Consider the following 26,250-nt stretch of genomic DNA (forward strand, 5'->3'; position numbering starts at 1 on the left):
GCTCTACTCGAACTCAAATTGATAGAGAAGATCCACAGCACTGTCTAGGCCAGAAACAGCTTCAACATAGAGATCCTGCATCAATCTATAACGAACGGTAAACTCACCTAACGAGTTAAAGATACCCACACCATACTTCACCTGTAAGCCAGGCAGGATGTAACCACTTACCGTCACTTGAGAGTCATCGCCAGAGCCTGCAGTATCCAGTTGCAAGTCCTTTACACCAAAGGCTTCACCGATTTCACCAACAACCTTACCACTCTTCGCTAAACTCAAACCGATTAAAGTCGTTGTCATCGAACCGCTCGACTCACCGTCGATATCTTGGCCACGCAAAATATAAGACAGTGCGTTCGCTTGTGGCATCGCTGGGTCAGAATAAATCTCGATGGTAGGCTCTGTCGCAGGGCCAGTCACTCGAATACCAGCGGTCACGTCATCCTGAGTATTATCAGGATTACGAATCGCGTTGATGGCTACGTATGGCTGATCCGGTGGTCCATTCATTAGGATCTTACCCTCTTCGATCAAGAGGTCTTGCCCGAATGATTGATAAGTACCATCGACGATGTTCACTTCACCTGTAATAAATGGACCTTGGTCTTTTTGAGCCACGTTGAGCTTACCGACCAAATCACCTTCAAGACCGAAGGCAGACAGTTTAAAGTCATCACCAATGAAGATATTAATATTCGTCATCACATTGAATGGAATCGTATCTTCGTTTTCTGGCTCTAGATCTTTATTCAAAATAACCTGATCAGAAGAGACGCCAACCGCTGACGGTGGTAAATCTTCAACAACAATTCGTCCCCATGGTAATGCAATATCACCGGTGATTTTCGCCAGATCTGGTGTGACATCAATAGTCATATCAGGTACGACCTTCACCTTAACCATCGGTGGGATATCAACCATCAACTCATCAGCGAAAACTCTAACGTTCGAATGCCATGCTTTAAGATCTTGCCAATCTCCGGTTCCCTCAATATCAAGGTGACCATCAGGTGTTTCGACATTCGCATCCAGTTTTGCACTATAACCATCAAAGTCGAGGTCGATGCGGCCATCTTTCACATCAACAGGCGTAACATCGCCTTTGACTTGAATACCATCAACAGAGAATTGACCAAAGACTTGAGGGTGCATCAGAGAGCCTTTAACTTGAAGATCACTCTCTAGGTCGGCTTTCAATAGGCTGTATTCACCTAGTATTGGTTGTAAGAAATCAAGATGGAACGTGGTCAACTTAATTGCCGCATCGACCATTTTGTCTTCGGCAAGAATATCCGGTAACGACACCGTGCCAGACAGGTCACCATTATCGGAAACATCCAACTTAAAGTCGGCATCCAGTTTGTTGTCTTTCAGTTGGGCATTCAATGCAACGCTTTCCCAACCCAGTGTGATTGGCTCACCCACTTGTTGAACAACCTGACCTTTCGGCATATCAACGCTTACCGTGACCTCAGGCTCACCTTGTTCAGACCACTTAGCATGAGCAGTCGCATTGACTAAGCCCTGTAATTGCGTCTCTTTAGGCACAAAGGCTTTAATCTGCTCGAAATCGAATTGATTGATGGCCACCTTGGCCTCACCCGATTTTCCGACACGAACGTCTTCATCCAAACACACACTCGAACCCGATTGGTTCCAACAATGCGCTTGAACATCAGCAAACTGCTTATCGACATCCGCCTTTATCGCGACAGGTTGGTCTAATACCCAAGGACCTTGCTGAGTAGTGATTTTGACTCTGTCTAACGATCCATCCCAAATAAGAGAAGGCTTTTGAATCAACTCTCCGGAAATAGCTAAGCTTGTAGACACGATGTCGGATATCACATCAAGTGTCATTGTGTGTTTCTTCTCACCACCACTCACCGTGAGAGCAATGCTTTCTACGCTTTGATCTTGATAGGTTAGGTTGTTAGCTTTTAATTCAAGATCAGCTTGAGCTTCAGGCAATGGCAGAGGAATCACAGAGCCATTAAGCGACAAGGATTCTAGTGTTGCTTCGCTATTCCAATCTACCTTATCCACATTTAGAGCGAGATCGACTTCAGGCTCTTTCGTTGGACCGCTTAGCTGGATGTTACCAATCACTTTACCTTTCAAATCAGGGACGCTTTTTACAAGCTCAGGGAAGTGAATCTCAACACCCATGTCCCATTTCTTATCAAGCTCACCCTGAGCCTTAATCGAGTTAACACCGTGAGCTAAGCTCAAACCACTGGTTTTCAGTTTTGGTTCACCGCTCGCGCTGCGATCCGACGCTGACAACTGACCTTCGATATCGAGAGGATATTCTCGTAAGATCCCTTCAATATCCAGTTTAGGCAATTCAATCGCCCAGCCGCCCGCTTCCGTCAACTCACCCGAGGTGACGATGCTTCCGCTAATGTTACCCTCGGCTTCTGGCCATTGCAGGCCCGGCTGAATGTCTTTAAGTGTCACGTCAGCTTGCCAGTTAACGAGACTCTTCCAGTTCGCTTTGACCACACCATTTAGTTCTCCACCCAAGGTATTCAGTTTCAAACGTTCAAGTTCAATTTGTTCCGTGGTGCCTTTGCCTTGCAGGTCTATTGTTAAGGCCGGAATTTCCTTACCATCCGCTTCGCCTTTGAGCTGCACATTAAAACCATCTAATGAGCCATCGGCTTTGAATTTCTCAATTGCAGCTTGGTAGTCACTTTTACCAGTAAGAGGCCATTGCGCTTTACCTCCCTCCAAAAGAAGGTCAAATGGCAGAGTTGGCTCTAAGGGTTGAATATCCCCAGACAGTTTTGCCTCAATCAATTCAGAAAACTGAGACTCTAGGCTTAATTTGGCCACGCTACCTTGTGCTTTCAGCGATAGCTTCTGACCAGCGAGGTCGGTTTCTTTCACCAAAGCATCTAAAGAAAGATCTAACGGATAGCCACCTTTAAGCTCAACCTTAGCCGCAAGGTTAGCGCTTGCTTGTGGCATATCGAGCTCTAGAGTAGAAACATCTACCGTATGTTTACCTGCTCGAGCTTCTAGCCCAAGATGGTTCACCACAATTGGGGTTTCTTGTTCTAAGGTGAAACGGTTGAGGTCAAAACGCTCCAACACAACCTGCAGAGGAATCCAGACTTCCGGCAATTCGATAGCCGTTTTAACGGCAGCTTTTGGCTCTACTGTTTCTGTTTGCGGTTCTTCTGTCGACTCAGCAAGCTTAACCTTCAGATCATTGAATAAGGTTGGCGATACCGTCAGCGTTTCTCCCTGCATACTCAAAGCCGTAGAGAACAGGCTCCATTCAATTTCATGTCCCAAGATATTTAACTTGATATCAGACAAAGCGATACGGTTGATCACAATTGGCAACGGTGTTTTTACCGATGTTACGGGCGGAGTAGGTTCTGTTTCTTCTGTAGAGGCCGGAGGCAGTTCAGTAAATGCGAAGTCCAATCCTTGAATCGCTAAACGATCGACACACAACTTAGGGTCGAGCAGACAGCGAGGATTAATCGCCAAGTTCAGCTTTTGAACTTTGGTGTCTATATGCAGGCTCTCATCTTTAAACTGAACATTATTAAGCGTAAAGCTCGGGAACAGAGCCCCTTTAGTGCTTTCCACTTTAAGCTGTGGCAACGCTTTTTCAGCGCCCCACAACACAGTGTTCAACCCTGGATTGGTGAACAAAACAAAACCTAGCAAGGCTATCAACAACAGCAAAATAGACGTCAATGAGATCGACGTCCACTTGATGCACTTGCCCATCACTTTGATCATAATTCTGGCCCTAAACTAAAGTGTAACTGGAACTCATCACCTTTTGCTGCATCTAGACCCCAAGCAAAATCTAAGCTCACAGGGCCGACGGGCGACGCCCAACGAACCCCGACGCCGGTACCATGTTTCCATTCAGGTTTATCATTGAAGGCATCACCAATGTCGTAGAATGCTGCGCCCCACCAGTTTCCAACCAAGCGGTATTGGTATTCAAACGAGCTGGTTGCAATGAATTTGGCACCCGTTAGTGCGCCACTTTCATCTCGAGGAGAGATCGACTCATAACCATAACCACGAATGCTATTGTCACCACCAGCAAAGAATCTTAGGGAGGGAGATAGCTTATCAAACTCGTCGGCAAAGTTGCCGCCAAATTGAAGTCGAGTTAAGCCTCGGTGATTGTCGCCAATGCTTCGAATCCAAGCGGTTTGACCTTGAAAACGAACAACCTTAGTTTCAGATAACAAGGTATCATCACCCGCTTCAACCATAATGGTTTGTTTATCGCCCCACATCGGCATCGAACCGCCTCGCGTTCGAGTGCGTGAGAAAGAGATACCCGGCAGCACAAATTGCGCTAAATCATCCTGCAAACCTTGCTCATAGTTTTCGACCAAGTATCGAATGAAGACCGTGCGTTGCCAACCGTTATCCAGTCGCCAATATCTTTCTAGCGCTAAGTTTGACTCCAAACTCTTGGTATCACGATTATCCAAGTTTTTCATACCGTACTTAACTTGATAGTAGTCGTTCAGCACGTCATCCAGAGGGATTTTATAGGTAGCGGTAATCGTCTGTTCAGGTTTAGAAATCGACAGGCTGCTATTGAAGCTATGGCCTTGTTCATTAACCCAAGGTTTTTTCCACTTCAGAGTGCCTTTTACGCCAAGGTCGGTGGATACACCGATACCCGTTTCGATTTGGTTACGAGCTTGCGGAGCAAGGCTAACCTTCATCGGGATCTCTCGGCCTTCGCCTAACTGGCTTAAATCTGGTTCAACAAATACCGAGGAGAACCAATCCGTATTGGACAGGTTTTGGTTGTACTCACCGACTTTGGTGATTGAGTAAGGTTCGCCATCCTCAAATGGTTTAAGTGACTGCACCTTATCTTCTTCTATCTGGCTACCAGTAACCTGAGTAGTACCAAAGTGATAGCGGATACCACTGTTATAATGAAGACGAACATAAGCGCGGTTCAATTCAGGAGCGACTTCTAGCTTACTAAGATCATAAGCACCATCGAAGTAGCCTTTCGCTAAGCCAAGGTTGCGGATCGACGATTTCAAAGAGTCATAATTACCATGATTCAGAGTCGAACCTTTAGACAAGCTACTCTTCGCTATCAAGGCTAAAAAGTCTGGGTCATCCTTGGCTTCACCAGTTAGAACGATATCTGAAGTATAAATAACAACAGGCTCTCCCGGCTCAACCGTAACGGTCATTTCGGTATCATCTTCGGAGTGAGTAAATGTGATTTTAGGGTGGTAGTAGCCTAACGCATTCAGGGCTTCTTTAATCATAGATTCCAAGCGGGATTGGAATCTTAGTGAAACCGAATACTCTTCTTCAGGGATCGCACTCAGATAAGCATCAACATTATCCTCAAGCGCTCCATCTAGCCCTTTGATTTCAAGGGAAACGTCAGCGAAAGCGAGCGTCGATGACAATAGAGTGCCAATCAGAACTGGTAAAGTTTTTCTTATCATGTTTAATTGGTGAAGAAGTTATCAATACGTTAATAAGTGAAAAGAAATAATACCGCTAAATAGGCATTGAGTCTGTAATAAATCCTGGAATAACACGGTCTAATTTAAAGACTTATTCAATATTGACCAACAGTTAATATGAACCCACGTTAAATAAAAGCCAGCGCGGTAAACGTATGCGAAAAGGAATATAACATGCTAAACAAACAACAACTGGTTTCTGCAGCAACCGCACTACCGGGAAATGCTGACCCAATTCGAATCACTGAGCGCCATTTCGTCAATCAAACCGACCTGCTCGATGCACCCACGGGCTCTCAACAAGAAGTCCTGTTTGGTATGGGGTGCTTCTGGGGAGCTGAGCGTTTGTTTTGGCAATTGGATGGCGTTATTTCAACATCCGTTGGTTACGCTGGCGGATACACAGTTAATCCCACTTATGAACAAGTATGTACTGGGCAAACCGGCCATACCGAGGTCGTTCGTGTCATATTTGATAGTGAACAAACCTCTCTAGCTCGAATACTTGAAACCTTTTGGGAGCGTCATGACCCAACTCAAGGGATGCGCCAAGGCAACGATTTAGGGACTCAGTACCGTTCTGCGATTTACACCTTCAGTGAAGAACAACAATCTATCGCTGAGCACTCTAAACGTGAATATCAACGAGCAATGACTGAATCTTTAGGCAACGAGATCACGACGGAAGTTCTGCCTGCTGGAAAATATTTTTTCGCAGAAACCTACCACCAGCAATACCTAGCTAAAAATCCGAATGGGTATTGCGGGTTGGGTGGAACAGGTGTGTGCTTCCCTCCACAATAAAGTGCCGTTCGACATACCATCGTGAACGACACGCATTAAAAAAGGGCTTCCATCAGGAAGCCCTTTTCATTGTTAATCTATTCGGTGCAAGACAAATCGATAAAGCTCAGTTACACCGGCAACGCTGCAATGGTGCCGTTAACTTCTTTAAAAATAGTGAGCTTTTGTTTGTCTGAAACTTCAGGAAGTAGCACCTTGCCTTGGTCGAAGCGAAACTCTCCAACACCTTCAATAGCAAATTGGCCTTTGAACAGGACTTTAACGAAACGCGCCACCTGACGTGGACGGTAAGTAGAAAATTTTCTTAACATAATACAACCTCAATTCCATTTGAGTACTACAGTCACATACCTGAACAGCGTCGCTGTTCAAAGCACATTTAATCGCTAATTCCTTTAGCAAACAGCAAGATAATCTATTGTTCATCTTGATATTGATGCATTATACCTTTTGGTAACAAGCCTGCAACTTCTTTCTACGTCGTACGATAAAAAAGTTAAAGAGGCATTTTTCAAATTTCATATTATACTTCCTGTGCAAACCAATAAGCGGAACAAAAATATAATGAAAAACAAAACTCTACTGGCTTTTCTAGCCGCAGCCTCTCCACTCTTCGCCAATGCTCACAACCTATCAGTAGGCGCTACCCTGCCTGCCGTCGATGTGAGTAACTATGGTGAGATTGTTCTAAACGACGGAAATACTGGATATCAAGCTTGGGCAACCAATGATCTTCTAGGTAAAGTTCGCGTCGTTCAAGCTATCGCTGGCCGCAGCAGCTCTAAAGAGCTCAACGCACCACTGATGGCAGCCATTACCGCATCGAAATTCTCAGAAGACAGCTACCAAACCACCACTATCATCAACCAAGATGATGCGATTTGGGGTACTGGGTCTTTTGTTAAGTCCTCTGCCGAAAGCAGCAAAGAAGAATTTCCATGGTCTTCTATGGTCCTAGATGAAGACGGCGCCGTTGCGTCAACATGGGCTCTAAAAGAAGAAAGCTCAGCGATTATCGTTCAAGACAAGCAAGGTAAAATCTTGTTTGTAAAAGAAGGTGCATTAAACGAATCAGAAGTCACTCAAGTCATTGAGTTGATTAAAGCGAGCCTTTAATAAGATATTCGCGTCTTTTTCGAGACCTAACCAAAGGATATTGTTATATTATAACAGTATCCTTTTTTTTAATTCTGTGGTTAATCATCCTGATGTGGCAAAACACACCCAACAATGTGAAACGCAAAACAGGCTTCTTGCTTGGGCTTATGCTCATGTTAAGCGTGTTAGCCGCAACACACATTGTGGATATCGCACCAGAGCACCACACTTCACACCATTGTGAGCTGTTTTCGCTTAATCAGTTCATCACAGCGCACTCACTACCACAGATTCCAGAGTTCCATTCGGAATTTACTGTCGCTATTACAGAGTCAGTAACTTCACTACAGCGGCTATATTTCGCTTATTTGGCACGCTCACCTCCTGTAAATATCGCTTAATTACCACTACTTTTTAATTAACCTTTATTCAGGAAAAAACATGAAACCTACTTTTTTAGCCGTTGTTATCGGCATGACTGTCTCTACAAATGCTCTAGCTAACGAAGAATTCCGCTCTCATGATGCACACGTACATGGCCAAGTTGAAGTAAACATCGCGCAAGATGGGCAAGAATTGCTTGTTGAAGTAACAGCTCCAGGCGCAGATGTGGTTGGGTTTGAACATGCTCCAAAAACTGCAGAACAGAAGAAAGTGTTTGAACAGGCTATCGCACAATTAAACAAGCCAGAAGAGCTGTTTAGTTTTAACAATGCGATTTGTACTCTGAAGTTCAAGTCAGTAGCAAACACCTTAGAAGGCGGTCATGACGACCATGAAGGCCATGACCATGCGGAACACGGTTATGGCGACCACAAAGACCATGATCACGCTGAACACGATCATGACGACCACAAAGACCATGACCACGCTGAACACGATCATGATGACCACAAAGACCATGACCACGCTGAGCACGATCATGATGACCACGAAGGTCACGACCACCACGATCACTCAGAAGGTGGCCACGGTGAGTTCACTGTTGAGTACCACTATGAATGTTCAGATGTTGCTAAGCTAGACACAGTTAGCACTCAGTGGTTCTCTAAGTTCAGCAACACTGAAAAAATGACGGTGAACCTACTAACAGACACAGCTCAAGTACAAGAAGTGCTTAACGCAGAGCGTATTAGTTTCCGATTCTAATCACTCCTAGATCGGATTAAACGTAAAATAAACAGCCAGGTAAGTCATCGCTTACTTGGCTGTTCAAATCGGTGTGTTCCTGGGAATTTATGTTTCAAATTACTGTCCAGTAGATACACCGCTTTAATTATTGGAGCTAGCATGTCTTCTGACAGTTCATCACTTGTGGTCAAACTCGAAAATATCAGCTTTCGTTGGAAGCCTGAATTACCACCAACGCTAGAGATCCCCTCTCTTCACATCCAAGCCCAAGAGCACCTTTTTATTAAAGGGCCAAGTGGTTGTGGAAAATCAACTTTGTTAGGGCTACTGACCGGAATCAACCAAGCTGAGCAAGGAGAAGTCTCTATCCTTGATCAAGACCTCACTCAGCTTACACCTCGTCAAAGAGATAAATTCAGAGCCGATCATATTGGTTATATTTTCCAACAATTTAACCTGCTTCCTTATCTATCAGTTATCGATAACGTGACGCTCCCTTGCCAGTTTTCACAGATACGTAAACAGCAAGTCGCTGAAAGCCAGAAAAGCTTACAAGAGACGGCTCGAGAGTTGTTACTCAGATTAAAACTACCTCAAGCTTTAATGGACAAGCCCGTTACCGAGTTAAGCATCGGTCAACAACAACGTGTTGCTGCCGCTCGTGCTTTGATCGGCCAACCCAAAATCATTATTGCCGACGAGCCAACCTCGGCTTTGGATCATGACAACCGAGAAGCTTTTATCGAACTGTTGTTAGAACAAGCCAACCAGGCAGGTTCTACTCTTATCTTTGTTAGCCATGATCCAACACTAGAAAAATTATTTACTCGAACCATAGATTTAAAAACCGTTAACCAAGCTAAGGTTGTCGTATGAAAGTAATTACTCACTTAGCCTTAAAAAGCGTACTCAACCGTAAAGCCACGGCTATTCTCACCATTCTCACGGTGGCGGTATCTGTCATTCTCTTGCTCGGCGTAGAACGCGTTAGAACCGAAGCAAAAAGCAGCTTCGCCAATACGATTTCAGGTACTGACCTTATCGTTGGTGGCCGTTCTGGTCAGGTCAACCTGCTGCTTTACTCAGTATTCAGAATCGGTAATGCGACCAACAACATAGACTGGAAAAGCTATGAAGAATTTAGCCAGCACAACGCAGTAAAGTGGGCGATACCAATATCATTGGGCGATTCACACAAAGGCTTCCGTGTGATGGGTACAAATCATAGTTACTTTGAAAACTATCGCTATGGAAGTAAGCAATTACTTACTTTCCAACAAGGTAAAGAATTTGAACAGCTATTTGATGTAGTGATTGGTGCCGATGTTGCGAAGAAGCTAGATTACAAAATCGGTGATCAAATCATTCTTGCGCACGGTATCAGTGATGTTGCGTTTAGCCGTCACGATAATCTGCCCTTCAAAATTGTGGGAATACTCGCGCCAACCGGGACACCAGTAGATAAAACCGTACACGTTTCGTTAGAGGCTATTGAAGCGATTCATGTTGGCTGGGAGTCAGGTGCTAACCTAGGACATACGCCGGATGCCGAAACCTTAAAGACTTTTGATTTCCAACCGAAGCAGATTACCGCGATGATGGTTGGCCTTAAATCGAAGATCCAAACCTTCGCACTGCAACGAGAAATCAATAACTACCGCCAAGAACCTTTAAGCGCCATTATGCCGGGCATTGCGCTTCACGAATTGTGGGGAATGATGGCTGTAGCAGAACAAGCACTACTGATTGTTTCAGGGTTTGTTGTCGTCGCCGGTTTATTGGGCATGCTCAGTAGCCTACTCACTAGCTTGCAAGAAAGGCGCCGAGAGATGGCCATCCTACGTGCGATGGGCGCAAGACCTCGTCATGTGTTTGGTTTACTGATCAGTGAAGCCAGTGCGCTAACCTTCCTTGGCATTACATTAGGTGTTGCAGTATTGTTTGCGCTGATCGCAGTGGTTGCTCCTATTGTGCAACAAAGTTATGGTATCAACATATCGATATCCGCAATCACACCGCATGAGTGGAAACTGCTTATGCTGGTACAAGTTGCTGGAATCATTATCGGCTTTATTCCCGCTTTCAGGGCTTACCGCCAGTCATTGTCTGATGGCATGACGATTCGAATCTAAAATAGGAACCTACGATGCAACGCAAATTCCTACTGATACTTGGGCTACTTCTGTTCCCATTTATCAGTACAGCTCACGCTGAAACCACTCAGAATGACGAATCGGTATTAACACTTGAATGGATTGATTTGATTCCAGAATCAGAACGTGCTCAGCTAGATTCATTTGGTATGCCGATGGTTGACCACAATAGTATGGACAAACCTCAACAATCGACACTTGGTGCTGTTCGCCCAGAGCTGAATGGCAGCACAGTGAAGATTCCTGGCTTTGTGATTCCATTGGAAGGTGATGAGAATATGATCACTGAGTTTCTGCTGGTACCGTACTTTGGCGCATGTATCCACGTGCCACCGCCGCCACCGAACCAAATCATCTACGTGAAGTTCCCGAAAGGTGCACCAATACAGCAGTTATGGGATGTGATCTATTTGGTCGGAACGCTGAAAACTGAGTCAATCAGCCATGACTTAGCGCAAACCGGTTATCTTATTGAAGGTACTGCGATTGAAGAGTATGACGACATGTAGTCATTAGAAGGGTGGCTCAAGGATGAGCTGCCGTCACTGAACGAGTGTGATCATTCAATAACAGTTTAATAACGATAATTTTCTTCTGAATTACGCGATGTAATTAGATAAGTAAGCTAGAACAGCGACATAAATCGCGAGTAATAACCCTATACTAAGCTGTTTCTTCAGCTTGTTATCATTGACTTGATTCATAACTCCTCCTTGAGAATTACAACAAATTTAACATTTTATTATCATTAACAAAAGTAAAATTTTGTTGAAACCTTCAACTCTGCACGCAAAATCTAGCCACCAATAAGATAAAGAGTTACATTTTAGACAGTTATACCAATCACAATAAGTAAGTGTTCAGAAATAGCGTAGAAAAAAGGCTTGAGAACCAGGCGGAGCTTTTTGATAAGTGGTTATTCTACAATCAAAAGTTCTAACGCCGTTATCGAGCGTTTTAACAAGCTAGAGCGAGCAATTATTTACTACGATTGGTCTTGAGTCGTCTCCTAACGGTACTCTTATGTCAGAAACCAAACAGCCAGTGATCATTGAGCATGCTAGCGATACACAGCAAAAGCATGAGAAAAAGCCTCATATTGCCGACAGTGCCAGCAGAATGCTGCACATCGCACAAAGCTTCGGCCTCGATTTCTTAATTAGTCATAGTGCCAAGCCAAAGGATAAAGCTGAGAGTACGCTTATCGAACGGGCACTATTGCGAGAGAAAAAACGTAGAGAGCTTCGCCAAAAGAACCTAGAACAGATTCTAAAGTTGGCGCACTCTTCATGTAAGGATGAAGCGGCTGGAGACCCGGATCAGGACTGGCTATACCGTTTCTTCGACATGGCACAAGAGATCCACAATACATCGATGCAGAGGCTATGGGCTCAAGTACTGAAACGAGAAGTCACCAACCCAGGCTCGACGTCGATGAAGGCACTGCAAATCTTAAAAGACATGACGCCAAAGGAAGCACTGACCTTACAAAGAGCAGCTTCATTAGGCTGCAGTTTTGGTAGCGATAACAGCAGAAAGCTCTTACTCGGCTTTAAATCTCATGCTGGGCTATTCAACTTTGGCAAAAGGGACACCACCAACACCATCAACCTTGGTGGGCACAACCTGCCCTACTCCAGCTTGCTCCACTTGATAGAGCTCGGGATTATTCTGGGCACAGAATTAGAATCCGGAGAGATTGATTTCGATCCAGCCCTGCACCTAACCTATCAAGGTAAGAGCATGTCACTGGCACCATTATCAAAAGGCGTGAAGCTGGTTTACTACCGATTCAGCCCTACAGGCAATGAGCTTTGTACCTTGCTCGGTAACAAGCCAAACACGCAGTATTACGATCAACTGATTGCTCTATTAAGTCAGAAGTTCACGGTACAGACAGAAGTGAAAAGCAGTGTGAATTACACCGTCTAGGCACTCGACGGTGCAAAAAATAGACGGTGTAAAAAGTGAGAGTATCGAGAAGAATAAAGAGAATCTAGAGGATAGGTTTCTTGTCTCGGTAAACTAAGGCTGCACTATTTATCGGTCGTGAATAAACAGATAAACAGCTGAGTAGCCTTAGTCATACCAACGATCTCAGTTGGCTAAGATATTTCGCTTCTCCAACGCATCAATACACAGTTCGACCAATTCATCGAGTGTCTTCTCACCTGCAGGTAGATCAATCTCAGGGTTCTGAGGCGCTTCGTACACTGAACTAATACCTGTAAAGTTCGGGATCTCTCCGGCACGTGCTTTCTTATACAGACCTTTAGGGTCACGCTGTTCGCAAACCTCTAATGGAGTATTGACGAACACCTCAAGAAACTCACCTTCCGGCAATAAATCTCTCACGAGTTGCCTTTCAGCTTGATGCGGAGAAATAAAGGCTGACAACACGATCAAGCCTGCATCTGCCATCAATTTAGCAAGCTCACCAATACGACGGATGTTCTCTCGACGATCTTGCTCAGAGAAGCCAAGGTCACTACATAATCCATGACGCACATTGTCGCCATCCAATAAATAAGTATGGTAACCAAGCTGTGCCAAGCGATTTTCTAATGCTCCAGCGACTGTCGATTTACCAGAACCAGACAACCCCGTGAACCAGAGCACGGCTGGCTTTTGTGATTTCAGATCCGCGCGAAATGTTTTATCAATCGAGTGTTGATGCCACACAACATTCTCATCTTTGGATTTGAGTACTGCGGTCATAATTAGTCCTTTAAATAAACAGCATTAAAATGGGAAAAAATAAGGAATTAGGGTCAGCACCAAGCCCGAATATACAATCGAGATTGGAATGCCGATACGCAGATAATCCGTTAAATGGTAATTACCTACGCTATAAACAAGTAAGTTGGTTTGGTAGCCGTATGGAGAGATAAAACTGGCACTGGCACCAAACAGTACCGCCATGATGAACGGCATAGGGTCAACGCCATAACCTACTGCCATACTGTAGCCAATCGGAAATGAGAGTGCTGCAGCCGCATTATTGGTCACCAGCTCTGTCAAAACCAAAGTCATAAAGTAGGTAGCAACTAACGCACCGAATACGCCCCAGCCATTAAACGCCTCCATAAACATCAGCCCCATCCGCTCAGATAAACCCGATGAAATCATCAGTTGAGCAATAGAAAGTGCAGAGCCCACGATCACCACAATATCGACTGGGAAACGGCGGCGGAGCTCACCCAGTTGCACCACGCCAAATGCCACCAGCAACAGTAGAAAACCAGCTAAGCCTTTGATAATAGGTACTGCATCGATAAGGGCTAAACCAATCACACTAGCAAAGCCGAGCAACACAAACGTCGATTTATCGGCATCAAGCTTGGCACTTGAGTCTAGGTCGTTCATCAACACAAACTCTTTATTGTGTTGTTGACGCTGTTCTTCAAAACGCTTGCCTGGAACCAAAATCAAGGTATCGCCAGCGGTTAATGTGATGTTTCCAAGGCCACCTTCAAGGCGTTCATGACCACGACGAATGGCAACCACAACCGCATCGAAGCGATCTCTAAACTGGCTGGTTTTGAGGGTTTTATTACAGAAGCTTGCCGATGAACTGACTACGACCTCAACAAAGCTCTGGCCGTTCAGGTGGTGCTGACCAAACAGAGTTAATCCTTGGATCTCTTGCAGTGTCGCAACACTCTCGACATCACCACAAAACAGTAGTCGGTCACGAGCTTGGAGTATGAAGTCAGGGTCAATAGACGCGGTTGTTTTACCGTCTCGAATCACTTCCGCTAAGAACAGTTTTCTCAATGCTCTGAGGTTATTCTCGCTGACGCTGCGGCCAACTAAAGGAGAACCCGGCTCAACTCGCGCCTCGAGAAAGTAAGGTAGATCGTCTTGAGATCCATCATCGTAGCTGGGTAAGAAGTAGCTCAGAGGAATGAGGATCAACACACCACCGACCAAAACAGCTAAACCGATCAAGGTCGGTGTGAAAAAGTTTAAACTTGGCAAACCCGCATCTTCAACAAAGCTATTGATGATCAAGTTGGTAGAGGTGCCGATCAATGTCAGGGTTCCACCTAAGATGGCAGCGTATGACAAGGGGATAAGCAGTTTAGATGGCGCATGTTGTTGATTGCGTTTGATCGCCCCGATCAAAGAGACAACCACCGCCGTGTTATTAGTAAAAGAAGAAAGTAACGCTGTGGAAATACCCAACTTCGCAACCACGGTACCTAGCCTACCTTCAGAGATATTACGACTAACCCAACTGATTAAGCGAGTTTTCTCCAACGCACTTGATGCGAGGATAAGAAGAATTAAAGTCAGTAACGAGGAGTTAGTGAAGTTATTGGCTAAGCTCGACAAATCGATCATGCCAGCCATAAAAGCAATAAACGCCGCGCCAGCAAAGATAAAGCTTGGCTTAATACGGGTAACGAGCAGGCAAGTAATGATGCCGAGCAAAATCGCTAATACAAATCCTTGTTGCCACATATACCCGTCCTTTATGGCGGAAACGATGGGTTTCCGCCTGATTCAATAAGCTGTTACTTAGTCGTTTATGACTTCAGTAATTGGCTTAGATCTTTGGCATCCCAATGAGGGAAGTGCTTGCGTACCAATGCGTTGAACTCAAGTTCAAATGCAGAGAAGTTACCGACTTGCTGTTCAACAGAGTCCAAACGGTCTCGAATCAAACCAGCACCAACCGTCACGTTAGTCAGGCGGTCGATAACAATGAAACCACCGGTATCGGCACTCTCACGGTATTTATCCAGCGCGACAGTCTCGTTCAATGACCATTCACACAAACCAATACCATTCAGTGGCAACTCATCAACAGCGTAAGTCGACAAGTTGTTGATGTCATATTGGTGACGAACCGTTTCAACCTGACCGACGGTTTTCTTGCCTGCGATTTTAATGTCGTAGGCTTTGCCCGGTTGCAGTGGTTGCTCTGTCATCCATACGATGTCAGCCAATACATGGTTAGTGGATTCAATTTGCGCATTTTCCAGCACAATCAAATCACCACGACTGATATCGATTTCATCTTCAAGAGTCAGCGTTACTGCCAAACCCGCTTGCGCCGATTCAAGTTCGCCATCAAAGGTCACAATACTTGCCACCTTAGACGTTTTACCTGATGGCAGCGCCTTGATTTCATCACCCACACTGACACGGCCAGAGGCAACGGTGCCTGCAAAACCACGGAAGTCTAAGTTAGGACGGTTTACGTACTGAACAGGGAATCGGAATTCACCTGCAGAACGTTTTTGGTCAATATCGACGTTCTCTAACACTTCTAATAGAGACGGACCTTCGAACCATGCAAGCTCTTTGCTTTGCGCTGCAACGTTAATGCCTTCAAGTGCCGAAACGGGCAGAATTTGAATGTTAGTTTCGCCTTCTAGGTTTTCAGCAAACTCTAGATACTGATCGCGAATCTCTTCAAAACGATCTTGCGAGTACTCTACGAGATCCATTTTGTTGACTGCGACGATGAAGTGCTTCAAACCAAGCAGGTTAGAAATAAACGAGTGACGACGTGTTTGATCCAGAACGCCCTTACGAGCATCAATCAAGATCACCGCTAGATCACACGTTGAAGCGCCTGTTGCCATGTTGCGCGTGTACTGCTCATGCCCTGGGGTATCAGCAATAATGAATTTACGCTTTTGAGTCGAGAAGTAACGATAAGCCACATCGATCGTAATCCCTTGCTCACGCTCAGCCTGTAGTCCGTCAACAAGCAGTGCTAAATCAGGTTTCTCACCTGTGGTACCCACTCGTTGGCTATCAGAGTGAACCGCCGCTAGCTGATCTTCATAAATCTGTTTTGTATCATGGAGCAAGCGACCGATTAACGTACTTTTACCGTCATCTACCGAGCCACAAGTTAAAAATCTAAGCATAGATTTATGCTGATGCTGACTTAGATAACCTTCAATCCCTAGTTCAGCCAATTCGGCTTCTACTGCACTATTCATTTTTCTTTCCTTAGATTCTTAGAAATAACCTTGGCGCTTTTTCAGCTCCATAGAGCCCGACTGATCATGGTCAATCGCTCGACCTTGACGCTCACTAGACGTCGCCACCAGCATCTCTTCAATAATGCCTGTTAGCGTATTCGCCTCAGATTCAACCGCTCCGGTTAATGGGTAACAGCCTAAAGTACGAAAACGAACGCTTTTCTCTTCAATCACTTCACCTTCTTGCAACTCCATACGGTCATCATCAACCATGATCAGCATGCCATCACGCTCAACTACAGGGCGTTTGTCTGAAAGGTAAAGTGGAACAATATCGATGCTCTCTAGGTAGATGTATTGCCAGATATCGAGCTCAGTCCAATTAGATAACGGGAATACACGAATGCTTTCGCCCTTATTAACCTGACCGTTGTAAGTGTGCCAAAGCTCTGGACGCTGGTTTTTTGGATCCCACGTATGGTTCTTATCGCGGAAAGAGTAAACACGTTCTTTCGCACGAGATTTTTCTTCATCACGACGCGCACCACCAAAAGCCGCATCGAACCCATACTTGTTTAACGCCTGCTTAAGGCCCTGTGTTTTCATGATGTCAGTGTGCTTCGAAGAACCATGTACAAATGGGCTACAACCCATCTCAATACCTTCTGGGTTCTTATGTACTAAAAGGTCGAAGCCGTACTTTTTAGCCGTACGGTCACGAAACTCAATCATCTCGCGGAATTTCCAATCCGTATCTACATGCAATAGCGGGAATGGAATCTTGCCTGGATAAAACGCTTTGCGAGCTAAATGAAGCATCACAGAAGAATCTTTTCCGATGGAGTACATCATCACTGGGTTATCAAACTCAGCCGCTACTTCACGGATAATATGAATACTTTCCGCTTCGAGCTGTTTTAGGTGGGTTAAACGTTCTTGGTCCATTTCAGTGCTTCCTTTAAGGCTCGCGTTACGAGCAATTCATTACTTGGTCTTGCCAAGCAAGGGATTTAACTCATCCACTTGAGTGAATGGGAGTATTGGCACTAGAAGAAAACAGAAGCTTCGTTTTGAGCTATCCTTGCTATTCATCTGCCTGATACGTCCTTGATATAGGCATTATGACGAGCCTCTCATATTACTGGAAATTCTAAAATTTCATTTTTTATTCGAAAAGCTGATAAGGGATTGGATTTATCGATAAGCAGGTGAAATGAATGGACTAATATTATCGATATCAGTTGCGCATCGATTGAGCAGCTTTGGGAGGCGTCTTGCAGAACACCATAAAGTAATCGATCTAAGTCACGAATTAACATTCGTTGTAATCATTGTTTCATTCGGTTTTGTTACATTACGCAACGAATTTTCTACTATCCACTTTGGAGCTACAAAATGAAAGTTGCAATGAAACCTTTGTCATTGGCTGTACTTGCGGGTCTTGGTTTGACTTTAGCAGGCTGCACAACAACACCAGATACCGATGAAGTGATTAAATTACGTGTCGTAGAAACGACGGATATCCATACCAACCTAATGGATTACGACTACTACAAAGACAAGCCATCGAAAAAAATCGGCTTAGCACGTACTGCAACTTTAGTAAAAGAAGCTCAAAGCGAAGTAACCAACAGCGTTTTAGTTGATAACGGTGACTTACTGCAAGGTAGCCCAATGGGTGACTACATGGCAGACAAAGGCATCGAAGCAGGCGAAGTTCACCCTGCATATAAAGCAATGAACCAACTAAGCTACGACGCTGCAAACCTAGGTAACCACGAATTCAACTACGGTCTTGAGTTCCTAGAAGAATCGATCAACGACGCTGATTTCCCATACATCAGTGCTAACGTTTACGACGCAGAAACTAAAGAACACTACTTCACGCCTTACATCATCAAGACGCACACGTTTGAAGATACTGCTGGCGTAGAGCACGAAGTAAAAGTGGGTTACATCGGTTTTGTTCCACCACAAATCATGACGTGGGATAAGAAGAACCTAGAAGGCAAAGTGATCGCTCGCGATATCATTGAGACGGCTAACGAGTTAGTGCCTCAAATGAAAGCGGAAGGCGCTGAAGTTATCGTTGCTATCCCTCACTCAGGCGTATCAACGGACCCATACAAAAATGGCGAAGAGAACTCAACGTTCTACCTATCTGAAGTAGACGGCATCGATGCGATCGCATTCGGCCACTCTCACGCAGTTTTCCCAGGTAAAGGTTTTGATGACATCCAAGGCATCGACAACGAAACGGGCACAATGAACGGCGTTGCGGCAGTAATGCCTGGTCGTTGGGGTAGCCACGTTGGTGTTATGGATCTAACACTTGCACAAAAAGACGGTAAGTGGGAAGTCGTTAAAGGCCAATCAGAAGCGCGCCCTATCTACGACAAAATCGAGAAGAAATCTCTTGCTGCAGCTGATGAAGGCATCGTAACAGCACTAGAAAAAGACCACGCTGGTACTCGTGAGTTTGTTAACCAACCGATTGGTAAAGCAGACGATGTGATGTACAGCTTCCTGTCTCTAGTACAAGACGATCCAACAGTTCAAATCGTTAACCTTGCACAGAAAGATTACGTTGAACAGTTCATCCAAGGTGACCCTGACCTAGATGGTACGCCAGTACTTTCCGCGGCTGCACCATTCAAAGCTGGTGGCCGTAAGAATGACCCAGCGAACTTCACTGAAGTTGAATCTGGTCAACTGACATTCCGTAACGCAGCTGACTTGTACCTTTACCCGAACACGCTAGTTGCGATGAAGGTAACAGGTCACGAAGTAAAAGAGTGGCTCGAGTGTTCTGCTGGTCAGTTCAACCAAGTTGATGTTAACTCAACAGCACCACAACAGTTGATCGAGTGGGATAATTTCCGCACTTACAACTTCGATGTTATCGACGGTGTTGATTACCAAATCGACGTAACTCAACCTGCGAAATACGACGCAAACTGTAAAGTGGTTAACCCTGACTCACAGCGTATTGTTGGCCTAACTTACCAAGGTAAGCCAATCGACATGAAGCAAGACTTCCTGATCGCCACCAACAACTACCGTGCATACAGCGCTAAGTTCCCAGGCACAGGTGAAGACTTCATCGCATTTGATGCACCAGATGAGAACCGTACTGTTCTTGCAAACTACATCTCTCGCGTAAGCAAAGAGCAAGGTCAAGTGAGCCCAAGCGCGGATAACAATTGGTCATTTGCGCCAATCAAAACAGATAACAAGCTAGATATCCGCTTTGAAACATCTCCAAGCGACAAAGCAGCAGAGTTCATTAAAGAGAAGGGTCAATACCCGATGAAACGTGTTGCGACTGACGATGTTGGTTTTGCTGTTTACCAGATTGACCTAACTAAATAGGTTACTTAAGTAATCCATAGTTAACGTTATGAAAGGCTGAGTTTAACGACTCAGCCTTTTTCTTTTCTTATAAATGTTCAGTCCAAAGCTCTAATTTGTCGAACGACAAACTCTCGTTCAACCCGCTTCCAAATGCCACGCCTTTAGCTTCAAACAGCAGTCAAACAGCACGACTCAAACCACCAATTGAATGAATCCAACACAAAAAAACACTAATCAGCTGTAAGTTTTTATCTGCTCCTCCTGTCTATTTAATTTACTACACTCAATGAATGGTGGTTAAGCCATTCATCTATAGGATAGATAAGGACATTTGATGAGCACCGTCGAGAGCATTCAAGCATGGTTACATTCAGGAGAGGAGTCGCTGCTATGGCTGATGCTTGGCATCATCGCGCTTTCTTACCTGCTTGAAGATCTTGCGATTGTTACGGCGGCAGGTATAGCGACTCAAGGTCTAATACTTCCTCAATATGCGCTGCTTGCTATTTTCATCGGTATTGCCACGGGTGATCTCGGTCTTTATTACTTAGGGAAGTCAGGACGTTATTTCCGAGGTGTTCGATATAAAGCCCTCACCAATAAGTACTTTCGTTCGCTTCGTACCAAATTACGTCAGAACGCATTCAGCAGCCTTTTTGTTATCCGCTTTATTCCAGGGCTTCGCACCGTCGGGTTTACCTTAAGTGGCTTTTTCGCCATCCCACAGCCTACTTTCTTGTTTGCTGTCATCAGCGCCACCGCGATCTGGACTGGCATTGTCTTCTCTGCCATCTACTATTTAGGGACATCAGCGTGGCTGCAAGCCTCTGAATATCAATGGATCATCATCCCGTGTGCCATCGCTTTGCTGTTTATCGGCAATCGATTAATGAATAGAACCTACTCTAGAGGATTATCATGAGTTCACCGCAAGATATTCGCATCATTCCCGCACATCAAATCAATGCAGGCATGCCTTTGCTTGAAAAAGATACCGTGCGCAGTGTCTCTCCTTATGAGTTTCTTCCAACTTGGTTCTTCTACACGCCAGTCGTGATTCAAAGCCTGATGCAAGGGTTACGGCACTTTGACTGGGCGTTGCCGCTCATTGCCAACCCAAGCATCAAGTTAAGCGGAATGGTAGGCGAATCAAAACACGAGATATTAAGCCTTGCCGGATCTTCAAGTCAGCGTTGGATCTCTCCGTTTATCACCCTCACCAAAACGGATCTCAGCGGTAAGAAACAAGCTGAAGATGCACGCAGCGCACTCATACAATCCGATCTTGATTTCCCGATTGTCGCTAAACCGGATCTTGGCTGTCGAGGCGTTGGCGTCAAGCTGATCAACACACAAGATCAACTTGAGCAATATGTTGAATCTTTCCCAAATAATGCTCGCTTTCTACTGCAAGAAAAGGCGCCTTATCAGGCAGAAGCTGGCGTTTTCTATGTTCGTTACCCAAACAAAAAGCAAGGCGAGATCATCTCGATCACACTCAAATATGCGCCAATGGTGATGGGTGATGGCAAGTCGACACTCAAGCAGTTAATTGAAAATAGCCCGCGTGCTGGGCAACTCAGCCACCTGTATCTACCAAGGCATGAAGATAAATTGGATCACGTGCTCGCAGAGGGCGAAGAGTTCCAACTCGCGTTCGCAGGTAGCCATAGCCGTGGCTGCATCTTCCGCGATGGCAATCAATACATTACTCAGGCTTTAACTGAACGTTTAGACGAGATATTCGATGACTTCGATGGTTTTCATTTTGGCCGACTCGACGTCAAGTTTAAAGACATGCACAGCTTAATGAACGGCGAGGATTTCACGATCCTTGAGGTCAATGGCGCAAGCAGTGAGGCTGGGCATATCTGGGATCGCAACACACCGCTGCGAGAGATATTTTCTACGCTACTTCTGCAATACCGCATTCTTTTTGATATTGGCGCTCAGCAAAAACAACGAGGCCATAAGACTCCTTCTCTCAAGAGCTTATTCGCTGCGTGGCAAGAAGAGCGACGTCTTGTTCAACAATATCCGACCACTGACTAACTTTGTACGAGGACCATGAATGAACCCCATAGCCCAACCGAGCGCCCTCACTTCTTTCTCTCCTTGTATCAAAGGAGCGGTAGAGATATTGAATCAGGGTCTAGAGTTTTTGTTAGCGATATCTGACAGCGACTATCTGACACGAGCAAAGCCGCATGTCACAAGCTCTATTGGTGAGCATACTCGTCACACGCTCGATCTTTTTCACGCCTTAATCTTAAAAGAGAATGCGACCGTTGATTACAACACTCGTCGTCGTGGTCATCCCGTCGAATACGACCGCTCAATTGCAGTAAAAGAGATCCATTATGTGATCAACTGGCTTGAACGACTAGACCGCAGAGATCTCGAAGCGCCTATCATGATCCAAACCGAAGTTTCAATGGATACACAAGTATTCGCCAGCCTGCCTTCTACGTTAGAAAGAGAGGTCACCTTTGCTGCTCTGCATGCCAATCATCACTATGCGATGATCAAGGTGATCACGACCTTTCTTGATGTCGAAACATGCAATACCTTTGGTTATGCCCCAACCACCAGCAGCTATCTGAGGGAGCAATAATCATGTGTTCAGTATCTTGGCTGCTTGAAGAAAATGGTTATCAGGTCTTTTTTAACCGTGACGAACAAAAGACGCGAGCACTAGCAATGCCGCCTAAACAGTATCGAGTTAACGGCGTCGATATCATCATGCCACTCGACCCAACTGGCGGTGGTAGCTGGATCAGTATCAATGAGTTCGGGCTTTCGCTATGCCTACTCAATAACTATCAAGGCATAGTCCCTGTTGGACCTTTAGTCAGCCGTGGTTTGTTACTCAAGAACCTATCATCGAGTCGTAATATCAGTCAGCTCTCTGAAGCATTTCATCAGCTCGACCTGCACTCTTTTGCCCCGTTTACCTTGTTGGCTTTTGCGCCGAATTTAACTCAGAACAATGGTTTGGTTATCGCCTACATGTGGGATGGTATTCAACAGCACATCGTCGACACCGATTCTCCACTCTTCTCATCCGGTGTTGATTTAGAGCGAGTGCAAGCCTACCGACAAGCAAAATACGATCAGCTTATGACAACAGGAAAGAATCAGCAGAACTTACTGAAGTTTCATTCTCATCATCACAGTGAACAGCCCCATTTAGCAACTTGTATGCATCGCGAAGACGCACATACCGTGAGCTTTACACACTTACGTAACCTGCATGGTCAAGCCTCTATGTTTTATGCACCCGGCTCACCATGCGAACCCATTAAACCATGTCAGATAAATCAGCAGCGCTTTACCTTTGATTTATCACCCGCAATCAATCTATAGATGGAGTCCATCATGAGAAAACTATTCACCATGGTTCTGCTACTTGTTAGCCCGTACGTATTTGCCGCCGATGAAATCTATACCGGCTTCTTTAGCAGTAAGGCACTCGATGGCTACGATACCGTGGCTTATTTCACGTCTGGGAAGCCTGTTGAAGGGAGCAAGAAGTTCAGCACAGAGTACAAAGGCGCGGACTGGTATTTCTCTTCTGAAAAGAATCTGACTTTATTTGTTAATAATCCTGAAAAATATGCCCCTCAATATGGTGGTTATTGCGCATGGGCCGTTTCTGCCAAAAACGACTTCGCACCAGGTGACCCACAGTATTGGACCATAGTTGATGACAAACTTTATCTTAACTACGACCAAGAGATTAAGCAGCGCTGGGAACAAGACCAAGCACAGCATATTCAACAAGCCGATAAAGTTTGGCCGCAACTGATTAAGTAAGGTAATTTCATTATGATTGATAGTCCTTTTCGTTTACCACGTTACACGCCTTTTGGTTTAGGTGAGTCTGTTGTCGAGTGGGCAACTGGGCTATCTAAGCTAGACCGACTCTACCAAGATCGTAAAAACGAGTTATCTAGCTTCGAATTCATGAATTACACTCTGTCGGCGCTCAATATCGACTACTCGGTTGCATCGGGAAGCACGGAAAACATCCCGGAAGAAGGGCCTGTCGTGATTGTGGCGAACCACCCGCTTGGCGCCATCGAAGGCGTGATCCTTGCCGATCTCGTAGGATCAGTAAGAAAGGATGTGAAGGTGCTGGCCAATGAGTTACTTAAGCGCCTGCCTGAACTGGATGATCTTTTCATCGGTGTCGATGTCTTTAACAGTAAAGAATCGAAACGCACCAATGCCAAAGCGATTCGAGATGCCAATCGTCATTTGGCTGATGGTGGACTATTGATTGTATTCCCAGCCGGTGAAGTATCAAGCTACCGTAAAGGGGCAAAAACACTGACAGACATCGAGTGGAGCAAGTCGGTAGCGAAATTCGTCAAACGTCACCAAGCCACCACGGTACCTATCTTTATCAATGGCAAGAACAGTGAGCTTTTCTATCAAGCGGGTCGTGTTCATCCACTGTTGAGAACCGCTCTACTCGGGCGTGAACTTCTTAATAAACAAGCGACAACTATCTCTATCTCGATTGGCTCATCGATTCCGTATTCAGAGATAAAATCGTTTGAAAAAGAGATGGATATCGTCAACTACCTACGACTTAATACCTATCTAATGAGTCAACAAGATAGTCCGAACACGCCAATCCACGCACCCTCTTTCGATACCCAAGTGATAGCGCCTATTCCACCAGAAGTCTTATCAATAGAGATAGACTCACTCCCTGAAGAGATGAAACTGCTCGAGCAAGGGAACTTTGAGGTCTACTGCACACCAAGCCAATCTATTCCTAACTTAATGCGCGAGATTGGTCGAGTAAGAGAAGAAAGCTTTAGAGAAGTCGGAGAAGGCAGTGGGCTGGCCTGTGATTTAGATGAGTATGACCTTTACTACCATCAACTGTTTGTGTGGAATAAAACCAAGGCAGAACTGGTCGGGGCGTATCGACTCGGTATGGTCGACAAACTCATCGCAGAGCACGGGCTTGATCAGCTTTACTCTCGTAGCCTGTTTAACTACAACCAAGAATTCATTGATACGTTAGAAAACAGCATTGAACTAGGGCGATCGGTAGTAAGTAAACCTTACCAAAAGAGCCTGAACTCACTGTTACTATTGTGGAAAGGCATTGCGACCTTTGTGTCTCGTCACCCTCAATATACCCATCTGTTCGGCCCAGTCAGTATCAGCAATGATTACAGCCACAATGCGCGTCTGTTGATCGCGACCACCTTATCAATCCACCATTATGATGAGGAAAAGGCGAATTTGGTTTCACCTTCGTCACCACTCAATACCAGCAGTCATGTGTTCTGGCAAAATCACCTGCTCTCTTCACTGGCGAGTGTGCCTCTGCTCTCTAAAGTGTTAGCACGCATGGAGCAAGGTAAAGGCCTGCCGGTACTGCTGCGCCAATATCTAGGGATGAACGGTAAACTGGTGTGTTTTAATGTCGACCCATCGTTTAATGATGCCTTGGATGGCTTGATTGTGGTGAACCTTAAAAAGGTATCACTGAAGACTCTGGGTAAATACATGGGCAGAGAGCTTGCTCAAGATTACCTAGAGCAACACGCACGCCGCTGATTTATCCCGCTCTGTACCTCTCTCCAAATAAGTGCGATGATTTCGGCACTTATTTGGGTTAGGTTATTTTCATGCACACCTCTTTTATCGAACAACTGCAAAGCTTCGACTTCTCTGAAAGCCAGATTGAATCTCTAGTTGCTGTCGCCAAGCCACTTGAGTTGCCAACCAGACACATCTTGATCAATCAAGGTGAGATGGCGAGTTCAATCTACTTTGTACTTGAAGGCTTGTGCCATGCCTGCTACCTCACTGATGATGGTAAGCAATACAGTAAAGAGTTCTATTGGGAACAAGATTGGATCATCGGCTTTGAGAGTCTGATAAAAAGCCAAGCGTCCCCTTACCTATTAGAAACGCTGACTCCCATCACCATGTTAGAGCTGCCAATGAATGCGGTTATCGAGTGGCGTGCATCAAATAATCCTTTGTATTTAAAGCTGTTAGAAACACAGCTGATGCATAAGGAAAACAAAGAACGCTTCATGCTGCTCTATACACCAGAGCAACGTTATCAGCTGTTCTGCGAGCACTATCCCGACCTTGAGCAGCGCTTAAATGACAATCAAATTGCCGCTTATCTAGGAATCACCGCAATCAGCCTGAGCAGAATTAAAGGTCGAATTAACAATAGTTAATGCCAACAATCATCACGCATAGTACATTCAGGGCATCGATAATCTCTGGATG

General features: G+C 45.1%; 23 protein-coding genes. 16 read left to right on the top strand and 7 right to left on the bottom strand.

All coding sequences use genetic code 11. The features are described from left to right. Positions 1-3: 3 nt before the first annotated feature. A complete protein-coding gene (locus AB6E51_RS16455) occupies positions 4-3,762 on the bottom strand; it encodes a translocation/assembly module TamB domain-containing protein (protein ID WP_372058740.1) in 3,759 nt (1,252 codons plus the stop codon). Next, a complete protein-coding gene (locus AB6E51_RS16460; RefSeq protein WP_065584316.1) occupies positions 3,759-5,471 on the bottom strand; it encodes an autotransporter assembly complex family protein in 1,713 nt (570 codons plus the stop codon). The genes AB6E51_RS16455 and AB6E51_RS16460 overlap by 4 nt, the downstream gene beginning before the upstream one ends. 195 nt (positions 5,472-5,666) lie before the next feature. Between AB6E51_RS16460 and msrA the strand changes: the two genes are divergently transcribed. After that, positions 5,667-6,296 (top strand): peptide-methionine (S)-S-oxide reductase MsrA, encoded by a 630-nt coding sequence (gene msrA / locus AB6E51_RS16465; RefSeq protein ID WP_017058899.1) that lies wholly within the window; start codon positions 5,667-5,669, stop codon positions 6,294-6,296. A gap of 110 nt (positions 6,297-6,406) precedes the next feature. Here the strand turns inward: msrA and AB6E51_RS16470 are convergent, their stop codons facing one another. Beyond that, a complete protein-coding gene (locus tag AB6E51_RS16470; RefSeq protein WP_017058898.1) occupies positions 6,407-6,607 on the bottom strand; it encodes a DUF1107 family protein in 201 nt (66 codons plus the stop codon). 253 nt (positions 6,608-6,860) lie between these two features. On the opposite strand from AB6E51_RS16470, the gene AB6E51_RS16475 reads away from it, so the two are divergent. From AB6E51_RS16475 to AB6E51_RS16505, 7 genes are all read left to right on the top strand, one after another. After that, positions 6,861-7,412, top strand: a complete 552-nt coding sequence (locus AB6E51_RS16475; RefSeq protein ID WP_017063723.1) for a YtfJ family protein — start codon at positions 6,861-6,863, stop codon at positions 7,410-7,412. 92 nt (positions 7,413-7,504) lie between these two features. Then, positions 7,505-7,795, top strand: a complete 291-nt coding sequence (locus AB6E51_RS16480; protein ID WP_017063722.1) for a DUF2607 family protein — start codon at positions 7,505-7,507, stop codon at positions 7,793-7,795. Between the two features lie 40 nt (positions 7,796-7,835). Next, a complete protein-coding gene (locus AB6E51_RS16485) occupies positions 7,836-8,543 on the top strand; it encodes a DUF2796 domain-containing protein (protein WP_372058738.1) in 708 nt (235 codons plus the stop codon). 141 nt (positions 8,544-8,684) lie between these two features. Then, complete coding sequence (locus AB6E51_RS16490; protein ID WP_017058894.1) at positions 8,685-9,401, top strand: ABC transporter ATP-binding protein; 717 nt, start codon at positions 8,685-8,687, stop codon at positions 9,399-9,401. Continuing rightward, complete coding sequence (locus tag AB6E51_RS16495; protein ID WP_372058736.1) at positions 9,398-10,657, top strand: ABC transporter permease; 1,260 nt, start codon at positions 9,398-9,400, stop codon at positions 10,655-10,657. Before AB6E51_RS16490 ends, AB6E51_RS16495 begins: the two co-directional genes overlap by 4 nt. A gap of 14 nt (positions 10,658-10,671) precedes the next feature. Continuing rightward, the gene (locus AB6E51_RS16500; protein WP_017058892.1) at positions 10,672-11,187 is read left to right on the top strand and encodes a DUF3299 domain-containing protein; all 516 of its coding nucleotides are present in this window, start codon (positions 10,672-10,674) and stop codon (positions 11,185-11,187) included. 514 nt (positions 11,188-11,701) lie between these two features. Then, positions 11,702-12,610 (top strand): TIGR03899 family protein, encoded by a 909-nt coding sequence (locus tag AB6E51_RS16505; protein WP_017058890.1) that lies wholly within the window; start codon positions 11,702-11,704, stop codon positions 12,608-12,610. A gap of 165 nt (positions 12,611-12,775) precedes the next feature. Here the strand turns inward: AB6E51_RS16505 and cysC are convergent, their stop codons facing one another. The 4 genes from cysC to cysD all read right to left on the bottom strand — a co-directional run bounded on the left by cysC (position 12,776) and on the right by cysD (position 17,604). Further along, positions 12,776-13,396, bottom strand: a complete 621-nt coding sequence (cysC, locus tag AB6E51_RS16510) for an adenylyl-sulfate kinase (RefSeq protein WP_102320278.1) — start codon at positions 13,394-13,396, stop codon at positions 12,776-12,778. 24 nt (positions 13,397-13,420) lie between these two features. Next, positions 13,421-15,145 carry an SLC13 family permease gene (locus AB6E51_RS16515; protein WP_017067554.1) on the bottom strand — a complete coding sequence of 575 codons (1,725 nt, stop codon included), beginning with the start codon at positions 15,143-15,145 and terminating at the stop codon, positions 13,421-13,423. A 65-nt stretch (positions 15,146-15,210) separates the two neighbouring features. Next, entirely contained in the window at positions 15,211-16,641 is a 1,431-nt protein-coding gene (gene cysN, locus AB6E51_RS16520; protein WP_017086682.1) for a sulfate adenylyltransferase subunit CysN, read from the bottom strand. Between the two features lie 18 nt (positions 16,642-16,659). Further along, positions 16,660-17,604 carry a sulfate adenylyltransferase subunit CysD gene (gene cysD / locus AB6E51_RS16525; RefSeq protein ID WP_226088532.1) on the bottom strand — a complete coding sequence of 315 codons (945 nt, stop codon included), beginning with the start codon at positions 17,602-17,604 and terminating at the stop codon, positions 16,660-16,662. A gap of 414 nt (positions 17,605-18,018) precedes the next feature. On the opposite strand from cysD, the gene AB6E51_RS16530 reads away from it, so the two are divergent. From AB6E51_RS16530 to AB6E51_RS16565, 8 genes are all read left to right on the top strand, one after another. After that, positions 18,019-19,995 (top strand): bifunctional 2',3'-cyclic-nucleotide 2'-phosphodiesterase/3'-nucleotidase, encoded by a 1,977-nt coding sequence (locus AB6E51_RS16530; protein WP_017069395.1) that lies wholly within the window; start codon positions 18,019-18,021, stop codon positions 19,993-19,995. 316 nt (positions 19,996-20,311) lie between these two features. After that, a complete protein-coding gene (locus AB6E51_RS16535; RefSeq protein ID WP_372058735.1) occupies positions 20,312-20,899 on the top strand; it encodes a DedA family protein in 588 nt (195 codons plus the stop codon). Further along, entirely contained in the window at positions 20,896-22,029 is a 1,134-nt protein-coding gene (locus AB6E51_RS16540; RefSeq protein WP_372058734.1) for a D-alanine--D-alanine ligase, read from the top strand. The genes AB6E51_RS16535 and AB6E51_RS16540 overlap by 4 nt, the downstream gene beginning before the upstream one ends. 19 nt (positions 22,030-22,048) lie before the next feature. Continuing rightward, on the top strand, positions 22,049-22,591 hold the full coding sequence (locus AB6E51_RS16545) for a hypothetical protein (RefSeq protein WP_280584389.1): 543 nt from the start codon (positions 22,049-22,051) through the stop codon (positions 22,589-22,591). A 2-nt stretch (positions 22,592-22,593) separates the two neighbouring features. Then, positions 22,594-23,343 (top strand): NRDE family protein, encoded by a 750-nt coding sequence (locus tag AB6E51_RS16550; RefSeq protein ID WP_372058732.1) that lies wholly within the window; start codon positions 22,594-22,596, stop codon positions 23,341-23,343. Positions 23,344-23,355: 12 nt separating this feature from the next. After that, complete coding sequence (locus tag AB6E51_RS16555) at positions 23,356-23,793, top strand: YHS domain-containing (seleno)protein (RefSeq protein WP_017063714.1); 438 nt, start codon at positions 23,356-23,358, stop codon at positions 23,791-23,793. 12 nt (positions 23,794-23,805) lie between these two features. Beyond that, positions 23,806-25,560 carry a lysophospholipid acyltransferase family protein gene (locus tag AB6E51_RS16560; protein WP_372056144.1) on the top strand — a complete coding sequence of 585 codons (1,755 nt, stop codon included), beginning with the start codon at positions 23,806-23,808 and terminating at the stop codon, positions 25,558-25,560. A 71-nt stretch (positions 25,561-25,631) separates the two neighbouring features. Further along, positions 25,632-26,198 carry a Crp/Fnr family transcriptional regulator gene (locus AB6E51_RS16565; RefSeq protein WP_017058879.1) on the top strand — a complete coding sequence of 189 codons (567 nt, stop codon included), beginning with the start codon at positions 25,632-25,634 and terminating at the stop codon, positions 26,196-26,198. Positions 26,199-26,250 lie beyond the last annotated feature (52 nt).

The sequence above is a fragment of the Vibrio sp. 10N.247.311.47 genome, assembly GCF_041467535.1.
In the GTDB taxonomy this organism is placed as follows: Bacteria; Pseudomonadota; Gammaproteobacteria; order Enterobacterales; family Vibrionaceae; genus Vibrio; species Vibrio crassostreae_C.

Excerpts from the sequence above, each read along its gene's own strand:
- AB6E51_RS16545 (WP_280584389.1), top strand. The coding sequence starts at position 22,049 with ATGAACCCCATAGCCCAACCGAGCGCCCTCACTTCTTTCTCTCCTTGT.
- AB6E51_RS16550 (WP_372058732.1), top strand. The coding sequence starts at position 22,594 with ATGTGTTCAGTATCTTGGCTGCTTGAAGAAAATGGTTATCAGGTCTTT.
- AB6E51_RS16485 (WP_372058738.1), top strand. The coding sequence starts at position 7,836 with ATGAAACCTACTTTTTTAGCCGTTGTTATCGGCATGACTGTCTCTACA.
- AB6E51_RS16495 (WP_372058736.1), top strand. The coding sequence starts at position 9,398 with ATGAAAGTAATTACTCACTTAGCCTTAAAAAGCGTACTCAACCGTAAA.
- AB6E51_RS16565 (WP_017058879.1), top strand. The coding sequence starts at position 25,632 with ATGCACACCTCTTTTATCGAACAACTGCAAAGCTTCGACTTCTCTGAA.
- AB6E51_RS16480 (WP_017063722.1), top strand. The coding sequence starts at position 7,505 with ATGTGGCAAAACACACCCAACAATGTGAAACGCAAAACAGGCTTCTTG.
- AB6E51_RS16530 (WP_017069395.1), top strand. The coding sequence starts at position 18,019 with ATGAAAGTTGCAATGAAACCTTTGTCATTGGCTGTACTTGCGGGTCTT.
- AB6E51_RS16540 (WP_372058734.1), top strand. The coding sequence starts at position 20,896 with ATGAGTTCACCGCAAGATATTCGCATCATTCCCGCACATCAAATCAAT.
- AB6E51_RS16490 (WP_017058894.1), top strand. The coding sequence starts at position 8,685 with ATGTCTTCTGACAGTTCATCACTTGTGGTCAAACTCGAAAATATCAGC.
- AB6E51_RS16505 (WP_017058890.1), top strand. The coding sequence starts at position 11,702 with ATGTCAGAAACCAAACAGCCAGTGATCATTGAGCATGCTAGCGATACA.
- AB6E51_RS16500 (WP_017058892.1), top strand. The coding sequence starts at position 10,672 with ATGCAACGCAAATTCCTACTGATACTTGGGCTACTTCTGTTCCCATTT.
- AB6E51_RS16475 (WP_017063723.1), top strand. The coding sequence starts at position 6,861 with ATGAAAAACAAAACTCTACTGGCTTTTCTAGCCGCAGCCTCTCCACTC.
- AB6E51_RS16515 (WP_017067554.1), bottom strand. The coding sequence starts at position 15,145 with ATGTGGCAACAAGGATTTGTATTAGCGATTTTGCTCGGCATCATTACT.
- cysC (WP_102320278.1), bottom strand. The coding sequence starts at position 13,396 with ATGACCGCAGTACTCAAATCCAAAGATGAGAATGTTGTGTGGCATCAA.
- AB6E51_RS16560 (WP_372056144.1), top strand. The coding sequence starts at position 23,806 with ATGATTGATAGTCCTTTTCGTTTACCACGTTACACGCCTTTTGGTTTA.
- AB6E51_RS16455 (WP_372058740.1), bottom strand. The coding sequence starts at position 3,762 with ATGATCAAAGTGATGGGCAAGTGCATCAAGTGGACGTCGATCTCATTG.
- AB6E51_RS16535 (WP_372058735.1), top strand. The coding sequence starts at position 20,312 with ATGAGCACCGTCGAGAGCATTCAAGCATGGTTACATTCAGGAGAGGAG.
- AB6E51_RS16470 (WP_017058898.1), bottom strand. The coding sequence starts at position 6,607 with ATGTTAAGAAAATTTTCTACTTACCGTCCACGTCAGGTGGCGCGTTTC.
- cysN (WP_017086682.1), bottom strand. The coding sequence starts at position 16,641 with ATGAATAGTGCAGTAGAAGCCGAATTGGCTGAACTAGGGATTGAAGGT.
- msrA (WP_017058899.1), top strand. The coding sequence starts at position 5,667 with ATGCTAAACAAACAACAACTGGTTTCTGCAGCAACCGCACTACCGGGA.
- AB6E51_RS16555 (WP_017063714.1), top strand. The coding sequence starts at position 23,356 with ATGAGAAAACTATTCACCATGGTTCTGCTACTTGTTAGCCCGTACGTA.
- AB6E51_RS16460 (WP_065584316.1), bottom strand. The coding sequence starts at position 5,471 with ATGATAAGAAAAACTTTACCAGTTCTGATTGGCACTCTATTGTCATCG.